The sequence below is a fragment of the Massilia sp. X63 genome (assembly GCF_041023745.1).
Taxonomy (GTDB): domain Bacteria; phylum Pseudomonadota; class Gammaproteobacteria; order Burkholderiales; family Burkholderiaceae_D; genus Telluria.
On sequence record NZ_JBFTEF010000003.1, the window covers coordinates 306,045 to 319,800 of the forward strand.

Annotated in this window: 12 protein-coding genes; 4 read left to right on the forward strand and 8 right to left on the reverse strand. The window is 67.4% G+C overall.

The genetic code is table 11. The features are described 5' to 3' along the window. Positions 1–11: 11 nt before the first annotated feature. Both prsR and AB3347_RS08460 read left to right on the forward strand, forming a co-directional pair. A complete protein-coding gene (gene prsR / locus AB3347_RS08455) occupies positions 12–1,373 on the forward strand; it encodes a PEP-CTERM-box response regulator transcription factor (RefSeq protein ID WP_369091339.1) in 1,362 nt (453 codons plus the stop codon). Next, the gene (locus tag AB3347_RS08460) at positions 1,370–2,797 is read left to right on the forward strand and encodes a NosD domain-containing protein (protein WP_369091340.1); all 1,428 of its coding nucleotides are present in this window, start codon (positions 1,370–1,372) and stop codon (positions 2,795–2,797) included. Before prsR ends, AB3347_RS08460 begins: the two co-directional genes overlap by 4 nt. On the opposite strand, the gene AB3347_RS08465 is transcribed toward AB3347_RS08460, so the two are convergent. Genes AB3347_RS08465 through AB3347_RS08490 form a run of 6 tightly spaced genes read right to left on the reverse strand, consistent with a single transcriptional unit; the run spans position 2,752 to position 8,286 of the window. After that, positions 2,752–4,035, reverse strand: a complete 1,284-nt coding sequence (locus AB3347_RS08465) for a glycosyltransferase (protein WP_369091341.1) — start codon at positions 4,033–4,035, stop codon at positions 2,752–2,754. The two genes, AB3347_RS08460 and AB3347_RS08465, sit on opposite strands and share 46 nt — an antisense overlap. Beyond that, positions 4,032–4,919: a hydrolase 1, exosortase A system-associated gene (locus tag AB3347_RS08470; protein WP_369091342.1), complete on the reverse strand. Its 888-nt coding sequence runs from the start codon at positions 4,917–4,919 to the stop codon at positions 4,032–4,034. The genes AB3347_RS08465 and AB3347_RS08470 overlap by 4 nt, the downstream gene beginning before the upstream one ends. Further along, entirely contained in the window at positions 4,909–5,754 is an 846-nt protein-coding gene (locus AB3347_RS08475; RefSeq protein ID WP_369091343.1) for a hydrolase 2, exosortase A system-associated, read from the reverse strand. Before AB3347_RS08475 ends, AB3347_RS08470 begins: the two co-directional genes overlap by 11 nt. Continuing rightward, a complete protein-coding gene (locus AB3347_RS08480; protein WP_369091344.1) occupies positions 5,751–5,999 on the reverse strand; it encodes an acyl carrier protein in 249 nt (82 codons plus the stop codon). Before AB3347_RS08480 ends, AB3347_RS08475 begins: the two co-directional genes overlap by 4 nt. Then, positions 5,990–7,048, reverse strand: coding sequence for a GNAT family N-acetyltransferase (locus AB3347_RS08485; RefSeq protein ID WP_369091345.1), 1,059 nt, complete (start codon positions 7,046–7,048; stop codon positions 5,990–5,992). The genes AB3347_RS08480 and AB3347_RS08485 overlap by 10 nt, the downstream gene beginning before the upstream one ends. Further along, entirely contained in the window at positions 7,045–8,286 is a 1,242-nt protein-coding gene (locus AB3347_RS08490; RefSeq protein WP_369091346.1) for a DegT/DnrJ/EryC1/StrS family aminotransferase, read from the reverse strand. The genes AB3347_RS08485 and AB3347_RS08490 overlap by 4 nt, the downstream gene beginning before the upstream one ends. 143 nt (positions 8,287–8,429) lie before the next feature. Between AB3347_RS08490 and AB3347_RS08495 the strand changes: the two genes are divergently transcribed. Continuing rightward, on the forward strand, positions 8,430–10,010 hold the full coding sequence (locus AB3347_RS08495) for an acyl-CoA ligase (AMP-forming), exosortase A system-associated (protein WP_369091347.1): 1,581 nt from the start codon (positions 8,430–8,432) through the stop codon (positions 10,008–10,010). A gap of 4 nt (positions 10,011–10,014) precedes the next feature. Then, on the forward strand, positions 10,015–11,262 hold the full coding sequence (locus AB3347_RS08500; RefSeq protein ID WP_369091348.1) for a pyridoxal-dependent decarboxylase, exosortase A system-associated: 1,248 nt from the start codon (positions 10,015–10,017) through the stop codon (positions 11,260–11,262). A 320-nt stretch (positions 11,263–11,582) separates the two neighbouring features. Here AB3347_RS08500 and AB3347_RS08505 read toward each other — a convergent pair whose 3' ends face one another. Then, positions 11,583–12,785, reverse strand: coding sequence for a polysaccharide pyruvyl transferase family protein (locus AB3347_RS08505; protein ID WP_369091349.1), 1,203 nt, complete (start codon positions 12,783–12,785; stop codon positions 11,583–11,585). Further along, positions 12,782–13,756 carry a glycosyltransferase family 2 protein gene (locus tag AB3347_RS08510; RefSeq protein ID WP_369091350.1) on the reverse strand — a complete coding sequence of 325 codons (975 nt, stop codon included), beginning with the start codon at positions 13,754–13,756 and terminating at the stop codon, positions 12,782–12,784. Before AB3347_RS08510 ends, AB3347_RS08505 begins: the two co-directional genes overlap by 4 nt.

Genomic DNA, 13,756 nt, shown 5'->3' on the forward strand with positions numbered 1-13,756 from the left:
GAGGAAACAACGTGAGCCAGACCAAACCGAAACTCTTGATCATCGAAGACGATCCCGGGGTGCAGAAACAGCTGCGCTGGAGCCTCGATGCCTATGACGTCGTGGTGGCCGGCGACCGCGAAGCGGCGCTGGCCCAGATCCGCCGCCACGAGCCGGCCGTATGCACCATGGACCTCGGCCTGCCGCCCGACCCGGACGGCTCGACCGAAGGCCTGGCGACCTTGCAGCAGATCCTGGCGCTGGCGCCGGACACCCGCGTCATCGTCCTGACGGGCAACCAGGACCACGCCAACGCCGTCAAGGCGATCGGCATGGGCGCCTACGACTTCCACCACAAGCCTTGTGACCCGGAAATGCTGAACCTGGTGATCCAGCGCGCTTTCTTCCTGCACAACCTGCAGCAGGAGAACCGCCGCATGCAGCAGGCCCAGGCCGACTCGCCGCTGGCCGGCGTGATCTCGCGCGACCCGGGCATGTCGAAGGTCTGCCGCAACATCGAGAAGGTGGCGCCGACCTCGGCCTCGGTGATGCTGCTGGGCGAGTCCGGCACCGGCAAGGAAGTGCTGGCGCGCGCCGTGCACGCGCTGTCGCCGCGCGCCAAGGAGCGCTTCATGGCGATCAACTGCGCGGCGATTCCCGAAAACCTGCTCGAGAGCGAACTGTTCGGCTACGAAAAAGGCGCCTTCACCGGCGCCGCCAAGCAGACCAAGGGCAAGGTCGAGCTGGCCCATGGCGGCACCTTCTTCCTCGACGAGGTGGGCGACCTGCCGATGGCGCTGCAGGCCAAGCTGCTGCGCTTCCTGCAGGAGCGCGTGATCGAGCGCATCGGCGGCCACGAGGAAATCCCGGTGGACGTGCGCATCGTCTGCGCGACCCACCAGAAGCTCAAGGAACTGTGCACCCAGGGCCGCTTCCGCGAAGACTTGTATTACCGCCTGTCGGAGATCGTGGTCACCATCCCGCCGCTGCGCCAGCGCGAGGGCGATGCCGCGCTGCTGGCCCACCATTTCAAGAACAAGTTCTGCGCCGCGGAAGGACGTCCGTCGCTGCATTTCGCGCCGGATGCGATCGCCGCGATCGAAGCGTATAACTGGCCGGGCAACGTGCGCGAGATGGAAAACACGATCAAGCGCGCGGTCATCATGGCCGACGGTAACACCATCGTGGCCGATGACCTCGGCCTGCCGGGCGAAGGCGCGGAAGAAGAGCCGATCAACCTGCGCCAGGTGCGCGACGAGGCCGAGTACAAGGCTATCGTCAAGGCGCTGGCGCGGGTCGACGGCAACATCGTCAAGGCGTCGGAAGTGCTGGGCGTGAGCCGCCCGACCTTGTACGACCTGATGGGCAGGCACGGCATCAAGGTCAGTGGATGAAGCCGCGTGTTCTGCTTTATGGCCTGCTGCTTGTCTTGCCTGTCATCGCATTTGCTGCTGCCGGACTGCTTTATCTGCAGGCGCGGGGCATAGCACCCCGCGCTCTGGCGCCATATATCGAGAAGCGCGCCTCGGGCCATAATCCAGTGATCGTCGCCGCCGGCGACTGGAGCGCACGCACCCTGCTTTCTCTGGACCGGGGCCAGGGCCTGCGCCCCGCGCCCGGGTTAGTCGCCGGCTCAGGGACGCACGCGGACGCAGCGGCTGGCGAAGCCGTGCGCGCGGTAAGCGTACTCGATGAGGATGGTTTGCGCCGCGCGCTCTTGCAGGCCGAAGCCGGCGACGTGATCACGATCTTGCCCGGCACCTACCGCATCCATCCGCAACCCTTGGCCGCAAACCGTCCTGGGCTGCCGGGCCGTCCGGTGACGGTGCGTGCTGTCGCGGCGAATACCGTGACGCTCGAATTCCAGGTGGAAGAGGGTATCAAGGTCAGTGCGCCATACTGGCGCTTCGAGAATCTGAGGCTGCAGGGCGTTTGCCGTATCGATACAGACTGCGAGCATGCATTTCACGTGGTCGGCCCGGCCAGCCATTTTGCCGCAGTCAATAACACGATCGTCGACTTCAACGCGCATTTCAAGATCAATGGCGAAGCGGGACGCTTCCCCGACTATGGCAACATTGAAGCGAATACGATCCGCAATACTCGGCCGCGCCAGACATCCAACCCGGTCACGCCGATCGATTTGGTGAGCGCGAGTCACTGGACGATTCGCGCCAACGTGATCAGCGATTTTGTCAAGGCAGGAGGCGACCAGATCAGTTTCGGCGCGTTTGCCAAGGGTGGAGGAAGCGACAACGTATTCGAGCGCAATATCGTATGGTGTGAGCGCTTGTTGCAGGGCCAGCCAGGTCAGCGCGTTGGATTATCGCTGGGCGGTGGCGGAACCCTGGCGTCCCTGTGCCGTGACGGTCGCTGCATTGTCGAACAGGAGGGTGCAACGCTCCGGGATAATCTCGTACTGGGCTGCAGTGACGCCGGGATTTATCTCAACAGCGCCGCCGCCAGCAAGATCCTGCGCAACACCGTACTTGATACGGCGGGAATACAGGTGCGCTACCCGACCAGTAGCGCCAACCTGCAGGGCAACCTGATCGACGGCGCCATTGTCGCGCGTGACGGTGCAACGGTACGTGCGGCCGACAACATCGAGACGCCGATGGTGTACGCCTATCTAGGCTACCATCCAGTCCGGGCCATGTTCCGTGACTTTGCGCAGCTTGACCTGGCATGGAAGAACGGCGCTGCGCCGCTACGCGAGCAAGACGACCAGGACTCCGGCGCAGACCTGTGCGGAAGTCCCGCCAGCAAGCGTTACGGTGCCTTTGCCGACTTTTCCGGCTGTGTCGCACCGCCCTGAGCGGCCTGCGTCACATCGTCGAACAAGCGCGCCAGCTGCATTGCCTGGGAGCGCCTTTCATAACGGCGAGCTACTTGCGGCGCCGCTATCGGCGCCTGGCCTGCAATTATCTGGTCCAGGAAGCGGGGCAGCGCATCCATGATGGAGGCAGTGGAATCGAGGGCAGCGATGCTGTCGATGCCGGCCGCGCGTAGCGTTGCGGCGGTATCGCCGGCAGCATCGGTCAAGGCGAGTATGGGACGTGCTGCGCGCAAGTATTCGTACAGCTTTGCCGGAACCTGGTCATTGCAGTTCGCGGCCTGCAGCACCAGCAATGCGTCGGCGGACAGCATTTCGTGCAGGGCTTCGCGATACGGCAGAGGGGGAGCAATCTCCACCATGTCTGCGATGGTATAGCGGGCGATCAGGTCCCGTACATGCGCTTCCATGACTGGCGCACGCAACACGACACGGAGCATGTGCGGCCCGATTTTTCCGTCGCTACGCAAGGCCGCCAGCGCTTCGAAGAAGCACGCCGGGTCGCGTTCGAGCGGATACACGATACCGCTGTGTAGCAGCACCAGCGGCGCGCCAGGCGCGCGCGAAGACGGCGTGCCCGCGTCGGTAAAATTAACTTCATCGTAGCCATTTTCGATCACGCACAAGCGGCTCTCCGGCACGTCCGGATAGCGGGTGCGGTAGCTGCGCGCGGCGCCTGCCGTCGTGCATACGGCACGGGTACAATGCAGCAGCGTCTGGCGTTCGATCCAGAGTGCCGTCGCGCGCTTCATTCTCCCAACCGGATGGACCGTGTCGACCATCGGATCGCGCAGGTCGGCAATCCAGGGCAAGCCGGTCAACCGGTGCAATACGAGTCCGATCAGATGCGCGGTCGCGATCGGATAGGTAGACCAGAGCACCTCCGGGCGTTTGCTCCGAACCATTGCCATCCCAGCCGGGACAGCGCCAAACAGCCAGGAAATCCAGCGGTCCGGCAGGGCCATCCAACCGAGATAGCGCCCGCCGAACGCGAGGTGGCGAGCGGTGTCCAAAGCGAATGCGCGGCGTACATGCGTGCCTGATGGGATTGCGCCCAGTTGATCGTTCCCGGTGTCTTCGTAGGCCCGCGCAGCGGCGCTCAATACCAGCGGTTCCCAACCCAGCGCAGGCAAGTTGCGTACGAACTGCAAGGTGCGCTGGATGCCGCTGCTGCCGCGCTGGGGCGGAAAGTGGAAGGCCACCATCAGCACCCGTTTCACCACGAGCGCACCCAGTCCGTAGTCCAGGCGGCGACCTGGTCGCGCCAGGCGCGCCGCGAGAAGGTGTGGTCGGCCGGCGCCAGCTCGTGCCGGGTGAAGCGCGGGGCCGCCAGCAGCTGGCGCCACTGCGGCGATGCGGCCGCCAGGTCGGCGAATTCGCGCGCGGTCAGGTCGGCGCCGCTCAGCACCAGCAGCACCGGGCCGCCGAAGCGCGCCAGGCCGTCGTGCATGCGTTCGGGCAGGCTGCCGCCGCAGGCCGCCCCAGCCGTATCCGGGGCAGGCGCGGGCGGGCGCAGGGCGCGCCGCACCTGCTCCAGCAGGGAAGCCAGCGCGGCGCGCAGTTCGAAGCGCCCGCGCAGGATTTTTTTCCACAGGTCCGGGGCCAGCAGACGCTCGCGGTAATAATGCTTCAGCGTGGCCTTGGCCAGGCTTTCTTCGGTGCGCACCCAGGGATTGAGCAGCACCAGGCCAGCCACCCGCGCATCGTCGGCGGCCACCATGGCGGCGCTCGATGCGCCGTCGCACAGGCCCCACAGCACGACTTCGCGCAGGCCCGGTGCGCAGGCCATGAAGGCGTCGATGGCGGCGCGGATGTCGGCTTCCTGGTGCGCGAAGCCGCGTGCTGCGCCGCCGCTGTCGCCCATGCCGCTGACGTCGAAACGCATGGCCGGGATGCCCTGTTCGGCCAGGGCGCGTGCGAGCAGGGTGAACTGACGGTGGCTGCCGGCGCGGTATTGCGGGCCGCCGACCACCACCAGCACCCCGCGCGCGGCAGGGCGCCCGGGCAGCGTGGCGACGCCGACCAGCCACGCGTCGCCGCAGGGGAAGGCGAGCGCTTTTTCTTCGTAGGGCATCGATCCGGAAGGCGGGGCGTCAAGCGGCATCGGCCGGCTCCTTCAGCGCTTCGCAGGTGGCCGCGACCAGGGCCGGGCACTCGCTGGTTTCGGGCGTGGCCCAGAACTGCTGGCCGACGACCTGCCGCACCGTGACCCGCACGCCGAGCGCGCGCCAGGCGCGCACCGTGTTGGCGGCGGCCGGCGTGAGCGGACGGTCGGCGCCGGCCGCGACCTCGAACCAGTGCACCGGCGCCGTGCGCGGGGCCAGGGCAGTGGCGTCGAGGGCGTCGACCGCATGCACCAGGTCGGGATGCACTTCGTAGCCGGCCACTTCCAAGGTTTCGCCGCGCGCCAACGCCGCGCGCAGGGCGGCCGTGCCGGCGCGGGTGTCGCCGCCGGCCAGCATGTCGGCGGCGATGCGCATGCGCAGGAACTGGGTCATGAAGCCCTGGCCGGCCAGCACCGGCTGCCACAGGACGATCGCGTCCAGGGGACGGGCGGCAGTGCGGGCGAAGTCGAGTGCGAGGGCGGCGCCCAGCCGCAGCCCCAGCAGGGTCAGCGGCCGGTCCAGGCGCGCATCGAGCCAGGCGCTAGCGGCTTGCAGGTCGCGCTTCCAGCCGTCCCAGCGCGCCTCGACGAAGTCGCCGCTGCTGTCGCCGCAGCCGTGCAGGTCGACCTGCAGCACGCCGTAACCGCCGGCAGCCAGCGCGCGCGCCTGCAGCGCCGCCATGCGCCGCGAGCGGTTCAGCTCTTCGGCAAACGGATGCACGTACAGCAGCGCCCCGCGACAGTCTCCCACGGGCGGGTGGTACAGGCAGAAGCGTTCCCCGCCGTCGACCCGAAGGAAGAAAGGCTCGGGGGCGGCCGCACGCGCGTCGTTCATGCGCCGCGCTTTTCCTGCACGAAGGCGGCCAGGCTGCCCAGCGTGGCGAAAGTGCTGGCGCTGATCTCGTCGTCGTCGACCATGATGCCGAAATGCTCTTCGAGTGCGCCGATCAGGCTCACCACCGCCATCGAATCGAGTTCCGGCAGGCTGCCCAGCAGGGGCGAGTCCGCGGTGAGGGCTGCGCCCGCCGCACCGAGGTTGAGCACGTCGGTGAGGATGTTCCTGACTTCGTTCAAATACATTGTTGCTCCGTTAGTCTATTGCCCGCAGCACGCGCCTGCAGCCTGCGGTGCCAGCTGCGCAGCGCGGGCCAGCGGTAAGTATTGAGATGGTAGAGCGTGCGCACCTCATCCGTCCAGCGCAGATGCCATTCCATGACCTTGCCATAGAATTCGATGCGGGCAAAGCGGCCTTCCTCGAACAGCTGCCGGGTTTCTTCCTCGCGCATGAGCAAGGTGGGCGACAGCGCGCGGTCCACCGATTCGTCGTAGGCGGTCTTGAGCACCACGATGCAGTCCGGTCCCTCGATGCACAGGTCGCTCGCCACCAGCCGCTGCCCGAACCAGTAGCGGTAGATGCTGCCGGCGCCGCGCGCGCAGAAGGCTTCCAGCATGTCGCGGTAGAAGCGGCCCTGGGCGTTGTCGGCATGGACCGCGGTGCCGCTCCCGGCTTTCCAGCCCGTGCTTTCCATGTTGCCGTAATCGGCCACCGCCGCCGCCACCGCTTCCGGTGCGCGTACTACCTCCAGCCGTGGCACGATGCCTTCGCGCTCCAGCCTGGCGCGCTGCTTCTTGAGGTTGCCGCGCAGGTTCTTGCCCCGGCCTTCCCAGTATTGCGCAAACTCCCCGCGGATGCTGACACGCGCCGTGAGGATGTAGTCGAGCGTCTGCGCGCAGCCTTCGTCCGGTGGGCGCGGGTAGAGTTCCGGATCGCACTGGGTCAGGCCCAGCACCAGGGTGAAGCCGGGCAGGGCGCGCACCAGCGCCGTCCCCAGCGCGGCCGTCTCCAGGCCGGGACGCTGCAGCCAGATCCCGACCGGCGCCTGGGCCGGCTGGAAGGTCTGCCAGCGCGCCCGTCCGGCAGGCGCGAGCACCGCCATCGCCACGGGCTGGCCGCCTGGCCCGCCCGCGCGGCAGATGGCCAGCAGTTCGCCGCCTTCGCCGAAGTGTTGCAGCAGTGGCAGCACGAAATCGGCGGCCAGCAGCGGCGACGCCGGTCCGGCCGCATGCAGCGCCGTCCATTCGTCGACGAAGTCGGCCAACCGCGCCGCCGGGACGAGTTGCCAGTTCATGCGGCTTCCGCCTTCGGTTGCAGGGCCGCGCGCAGCTGGGCGGCCATCCAGGCCAGTTCGTCCTCGCGCAAGGCCTGGTGGCAGGGCAGGGCCAGCACCCGGCGCGCCAGCATCGCGCTGTTGGCGCAGGTCGTGGCGTCGACTCCCGGCCAGCGCAGCTGGGCGAAGCGCACCAGCGGCACCCCGGCCGCGTGCAGCCGCTCGAACACGGTCTCGGGATCGTCGAACACCAGCGGGCACTGCCAGGGAACGACGCCCTCGGGCAGGCTGGCGAACAACGGACGGCAGCCGGGCAGGGCGCGCGCCGCCTGTTCCAGCGCCAGGTAGTGGCGGCGGCGCAGGCCGGCAATGCGCCGGGTCGAGGCCAGCCGCATGACCGCGCGCGAGAACCAGGACGAACGCTTGTCGACCCAGCGCGGTTCGAAGTCGAAGCCACTGTCGGACGAGGCCGGGGCAAGGGCGGAGGCGTCCGGCGCCGGCGCGGCCGCGGCCCCGGAGGTGGCGGTGGTGCGGCGCGACTTGAGGGCGCGCCAGGCCAGGTCCTTCAGGCGCAGGAGCGGGCCCAGCGCGGCGCGCAGCAGCGGCAGGCGGCCGTAGGCGAAGCTGTTTTCCAGCGCCGCCAGCGCGGCCTTGGCTTCGAAACCCGGTCCGGCCGAATGCAGGACCACGCCGTCGAGCCGGCACCGGCTCGAGACCAGGCAACCGCCTTCGTAGGTGGGGAAGAACTTCATGCTGCTGGCGATCGCGTAGTCTCCCCAGGAGCCGAGCGGACGGCCGCCGTGTTCGCCGAAGAAGGCGTGCGCGCAGTCTTCCAGCAGCTGCAGGCCGTGCGCGTCGCACAGGGCGCGGATTGCCGCCATGTCTTGCGGGAAGCCGAAATAATGGGTCACCATGATCGCCCGCGTCGCCGGACCGATCCTGGCCGCGACGTCTGCCAGGTCGACCGAAGCATCGGCAGCGATCCGGTAGAATACCGGCTCGGCCCCGCACCACAGGACCGGCGGCACCATCGAAGGGCTGTGGTAGGCCGGCACCAGCACCTCGTCGCCCGCCCGTGCGCCCATTTCGCGCAGCGCCAGCGCGATCGCCACCCGGCCGCTGGTCACCTTGCGTACCTGTCCGGCATCGAGCACCGAAGCCGGGCGCCGGCCGGCGCTGCCCGCATTGCCGGAAGGCGCGCCGAATGATGCACGCGACAGCACGGGGGCGATCGGGATCTTGGGGCGCGGTTCCGTCATGTCAGAAATTTTCAAGTTAGGCAACACAGTATAAGGGCAGCCGCCCCGCTTGGTGGTTCCGTTTGGAATCGAAAATGTTAAGATGGCGCGCGCCGCTTCGGCCCCCTCCCGCCGCGCTGCGCGCACCGCACAAGAAGGTTTGAATGAGCGACCTGGTTCACGATTTGATTTTCACGACCGCACGCCGGCTGCCCGCGGCCGAGGCGCTGGTGTACGGCGACGAACGGCTCGACTACGCGGCACTCGAACGGCGCGTGCGCGGCGCGGCGGCGATGCTGCTGGACGCCGGTATCCAGGCGCGCGAGCGGGTCGCGGTCTACCTGGAAAAGCGCACCGAGACGGTCGCCGCGATGTTCGGCGCCGCCGCCGCGGGCGCCGTGTTCGTGCCGGTCAATCCGCTGCTCAAGGCGCCCCAAGTGGCCCATATCCTGGCCGACTGCACGGCGCGCGTGCTGGTCACCTCCAGCGAGCGCCTGCGCCAGCTGGGCGAGGCGCTGGCGCACTGCCCGGGGCTGCACACCGTGATCGTGGTCGGCGCCGCCCCCGGCGCGCTGCCCGCGGCGTCGGCGGCGTACCGGGTGCTGGCGTGGGACGCCGCCGCGCAGGCCGGCGGCACGGCGGCGCACGGCGCCATCGACGCCGACATGGCGGCCATCCTGTACACCTCGGGCAGCACCGGCAAGCCCAAGGGCGTGGTGCTGTCGCACCGGAACATCGTGGCCGGCGCGCGCAGCGTCGCGTCTTACCTCGGCAATACCCGGGACGACCGCATCCTGGCGGTGCTGCCACTGAGTTTCGACTACGGACTGAGCCAGCTGACCACCGCTTTTCTCAGCGGCGCGGCCGCGGTCCTGATCAACCACCTGTTCCCGCGCGACGTCCTGAAGGCCGTGCTGGCCGAGCGCATCACCGGCCTGGCCGCGGTGCCGCCGCTGTGGATCCAGCTGGCGCAGCTCGACTGGCCGCTCGACTGCAGCCTGCGCTACCTGACCAATTCGGGCGGCGCCATGCCCGGCGCGACCGTCGATGCGCTGCGCGCGGTGCTGCCGGGCGCCGAACTGTTCCTGATGTACGGCCTCACCGAAGCCTTCCGCTCGACTTACCTGCCGCCTGCGGAGCTGGCGCGCCGTCCCGGTTCGATGGGGCGCGCGATCCCGAACGCCGAGGTGCTGGTGGTGCGCCCGGACGGCAGCCTGTGCGAGGCCGACGAGCCGGGCGAGCTGGTGCACCGCGGCGCCCTGGTCTCGCTCGGCTACTGGAACGACCCGGCCAAGACCGCCGAGCGCTTCCGGCCGGCCCCCGGCCAGGACCCGGCCCTGCCGCTGACCGAGCTGGCGGTGTGGTCGGGCGACACCGTGCGCCGCGACGCCGACGGCTACCTGTACTTCATCGGTCGCAGCGACGACATGATCAAGGTGTCGGGCTACCGCGTCAGCCCGAGCGAGGTCGAGGAAGCGGTGCATGCGAGCGGCCTGGTCGAGGAAACGGTCGCCTTCGGCGTGCCCCACCCGGCCCTCGGGCAGGGCATCGTGCTGCTGGCCGTGGCGCGCGACCCCGCATTGACCGCTTCCGCCCTGCACAAGGAATGCCAGCGCCGCCTGCCGGCCTGGATGGTGCCGGCCCACATCGAACTGCGCCCTGGGCCGCTGCCGCGCAACCCGAACGGCAAGTTCGACCGCCCGGCGCTGCGCGCCCCATTCATCGCGCTGTTCGACAACGATTGACACCATGAGCACCACTACACCACGCACTGCGCCGGTCCATGCGCCGCAAACCGGCTTTCCCGTCGTCGACGGCTGCCTGCAGGTCGGCGGCATCCCGCTGACCCGCCTGGCCCAGCGGGTCGGCAGCACGCCCTTCTATGCCTACGACCGTCGCCTGGTCACGCAGCGGGTGCAGCACCTGCGCGCCCACCTCCCGGCCGCGGTCGAGCTGCATTATTCGGTCAAGGCCAACCCGATGCCGGCGCTGGTGCAGCACCTGGCCGGCCTGGTCGACGGCCTGGATGTCGCCTCCGGCGGCGAACTGGCCGTGGCGCTCGACACCGGCATGGCGCCGCAGCGCATCAGCTTCGCCGGCCCCGGCAAGTCGGAAGCCGAGCTGCGCCAGGCGGTCGCCGCCGGCATCTGCGTCCATGCCGAATCGGAGCGCGAGATCCGCGTGCTCGCGCGCCTGGGCGAAGAACTCGGCATCGCGCCGCAACTGGTGTTGCGGATCAACCCCGACTTCGAGCTGAAGGGCTCGGGCATGCGCATGGGCGGCGGCGCCAAGCAGTTCGGCATCGACGCCGAGGACGCGCCGCGCCTGCTGGCGCTGGCGGCGCAGCTGGAACTGGAGGTGCTGGGCTTCCACATCTTCAGCGGTTCGCAGAGCCTCAAGGCCGACGCGATCGTCGAGGCGCAGGCGCAGACGGTCGAACTTGCGCTGCGCCTGGCCGATGCCGGCAAGGATCCAGTCCGCATGCTCAACATCGGCGGCGGCTTCGGCATCCCGTATTTCCCGGGCGAGGCGCCGCTCGACCTGGCGCCGATCGGCGCCGGCCTGGAAAGCCTGCTGCCGCGCGTGCGGGCGGCGCTGCCGCAGGCCCAGTTGTCGATCGAACTGGGACGCTACCTGGTGGGCGAAGCCGGCGTGTACGTGGCGCGCGTGATCGACCGCAAGGTCTCGCGCGGCCAGGTGTTCCTGGTCACCGACGGTGGCCTGCACCACCACCTGGCGGCCTCGGGCAATTTCGGCCAGGTGATCCGCAAGAACTACCCGGTCGCGATCGGCAACCGCATGGGTGCCGGCGACACCGAGCCGGTTTCGGTGGTCGGCCCGCTGTGCACCCCGCTCGACCTGCTGGCCGACCGCATGGAACTGGCGCGCGCCGAGGTGGGCGACCTGGTGGTGGTGTTCCAGTCGGGCGCCTACGGCCTGACGGCCAGCCCGGGCGGCTTCCTGGGCCACCCGGATGCGCGCGAAGTGCTGGTTTAAGCGGAATCATCGCGTCGCATTGTGGGAGCAGTGCAGGCGAACGAGCCTGTCTTCGATCCACGCATCGGACGGCCAAGCAAGCGCTCGAACGGTGCATGGGAGGCGGGCGAAGACTGCGTTCGCCCGGTACACCATGCGCAAAGCAACACCGCTGATCATGAAGAAAAATCCACCCCAAGATAGCCGTAGGAAGCGACTGCGGCCAACTCAGGTGCTGCCTTGATCGTCTCGATCTTGCCGTTCCGGTTACCGTTAAAATAAGGGAAGGACATTACGTTCAGGGCAGCGACCATCCGCCCATAGTTGAGAAGATCCACCGCTCAGGCTTTGTCGCTATTCGGCGCGCCTGCCGGCGCATGCGCGCTGCTGTCCAGTGCCCGCATCAGTTCGAAGGTCTTGGCAGAATTCGCTGAAACAGCGTTGCGCCGGTCGCGGATCTGTTCGGTATAGGTGTCGAGGTTGTCGATACAGCGGCGCGCGGCAGCGGTCAGGTTGCGGTCGAGATCCTGGTCCATCTCGACCAGATATTCCGGGGCCCCGAAATCGGTAAAGACGTTGGCAACCTTGGGCTCGTAATTGATCGCCACGACTGGCACGTTTGCACCCAGGGAAAAGATCATGGCGTGCAGGCGCACGGTGACGTTCATCAGGGCCTGTGCCGTCACCCATTTCAGTTCCTGGGCCGTGAGCTGGCTTTCATAGATCTTCATCGCTTGCGGATGACGCATGAAACTCTGGACCAGCTGCGCTACGCGTACGTCGTCCAGGCCGTTGCCGAGCACCGACATCGGTACGGCGACGATTTCGACGCCATGGCTTTCTACTAGACCGTCCAGGCCGGCCGCCAGCTGCTTGAGCTGGTTCTCGTCGTGGAAGTCCATCAACAGGGCGAAGGTCGGATAGAAACCAACGCGTTTTTTCGCCGGGCTGAACAGCGCGCGTATTACCGGATCCTGCGGAACGTCGCTCGTCAGCAGGAATGCCGGGTCGGCGACGACATGGATCCGCTCGGCCGGTACGCCAATTTCGCGCAGCAGGGCGGCGCAGCGCTCGCTACGCACCGTAACCAGATCGCACATGCGGACGCTGGCGCCTATCAGCCATTTGCCGAGACGGGTTTTAAATGGACCGACACCAATCGCGTACAACATGGTCTTGCGGCCAAACAGGCGTGCCATCCATATTTCATCCAGAAGGCGCACCAGGTTGCGCCAGTTGGTGTTATCGCGCAGCAGTCCACCGCCTCCCAGCACGAACAGGTCGCAATCCCGGATGACCTTCATGTGGCGCCACATGACGCCCTTGAAAAGAACAGCGAGGGTGCCCTTGCCGAATGCAACCGGATGCATCAACGCACGCCGGCGCTGGGTTGGCGGAAGGTTATGGGGCGCCTCTGACAGAACGGTCACGGTGCAGTCGCTGCGCGCCGTAGCCTGTTGTACGAATACGTCGAGGATCGCATCGTCACCAGCATTGCGCTGGCCGTACCAGCCGCTGATGACGATGTTGTAAGGCTTGTTCATGATTTCGGTGTTCCTTGTATTACGCGCCGCGTGTGCGACGCCAGTTCCATGATGATTGCCCGCGGCAGGTAGAACAGGCTTTTCAAAGGCCGGTGTCCGTGCCGCGCGGCGGAGGCAAACAGGGGCATGCTGGCGCGGTAGCCGCCAGCGAAGAAGATATCGCAGCCGATCTTGAAGGAGCGCGAACCGCGCATATGACGGATTTCGTGGGCGCTCAGCCGCGCATCCTGTTCCAGGATGTGTCTTTCGAGCATCGGAACGACGATGGTAGCGGCTTCCCAGCTGTGACGCTTCATCAGGCTGTTGTTCATATCGTAGTAGCGGATCAGTATTTGAGGCAGGACCGCGATCTTGCCGCGGACCCCAAGCTTGATCCACAGGTCGAGGTCTTCGCCGACCACGAGTTTTTCGTCGAAGCCGCCCAGTTCGCGTACCAGCGCAGTCCGGGTCATGACTGTCGGCGTCGGTACGAAGTTATATATCAACAAGGTCTTCCAGGCATCCGCGCCATTGACGGGTGGGCGGTTGAGATGACCTTCCTTGATCGGGATACCGTCTACGGTGACCATCTCGCTGTTGCAAGAGACCAGGGTGATGCCCGGATCGCTTTCGATCAACGCCAGCTGGCGCGCGAGCTTTTCTGGCAACCAGATATCGTCGGCATCCAGGAACGCCAGGAATTCCCCGCGCGCCAGCGCGATGCCCGCGTTACGCGCGGCCGACGCGCCGCTATTGCGCGGCATCTCGATTACCCTGATCTGTTCACCTGGCCGGACCGCCGCGCGCGCAGTCGCGACGGTAGCATCGCGGCTGCCATCGTCCACGATGATGATCTCGGCGTTAACGCCCTGCTGCGCACGCACCGATTCGATGGCCCGCAGCAGGGTTGCGGCTGCGTTATATGCAGGAATGATAACGCTGACCTTGATCGCGTCCGTATCACAGTTCAGCCCGGTACGATCGGTCATCAT

Coding starts and splice junctions, on each gene's coding strand:
- AB3347_RS08495 (WP_369091347.1), top strand. CDS start 8,430: ATGAGCGACCTGGTTCACGATTTGATTTTCACGACCGCACGCCGGCTG.
- AB3347_RS08480 (WP_369091344.1), bottom strand. CDS start 5,999: ATGTATTTGAACGAAGTCAGGAACATCCTCACCGACGTGCTCAACCTC.
- AB3347_RS08470 (WP_369091342.1), bottom strand. CDS start 4,919: ATGCCGCTTGACGCCCCGCCTTCCGGATCGATGCCCTACGAAGAAAAA.
- AB3347_RS08485 (WP_369091345.1), bottom strand. CDS start 7,048: ATGAACTGGCAACTCGTCCCGGCGGCGCGGTTGGCCGACTTCGTCGAC.
- AB3347_RS08475 (WP_369091343.1), bottom strand. CDS start 5,754: ATGAACGACGCGCGTGCGGCCGCCCCCGAGCCTTTCTTCCTTCGGGTC.
- AB3347_RS08500 (WP_369091348.1), top strand. CDS start 10,015: ATGAGCACCACTACACCACGCACTGCGCCGGTCCATGCGCCGCAAACC.
- AB3347_RS08460 (WP_369091340.1), top strand. CDS start 1,370: ATGAAGCCGCGTGTTCTGCTTTATGGCCTGCTGCTTGTCTTGCCTGTC.
- AB3347_RS08510 (WP_369091350.1), bottom strand. CDS start 13,756: ATGATGACCGATCGTACCGGGCTGAACTGTGATACGGACGCGATCAAG.
- AB3347_RS08505 (WP_369091349.1), bottom strand. CDS start 12,785: ATGAACAAGCCTTACAACATCGTCATCAGCGGCTGGTACGGCCAGCGC.
- AB3347_RS08490 (WP_369091346.1), bottom strand. CDS start 8,286: ATGACGGAACCGCGCCCCAAGATCCCGATCGCCCCCGTGCTGTCGCGT.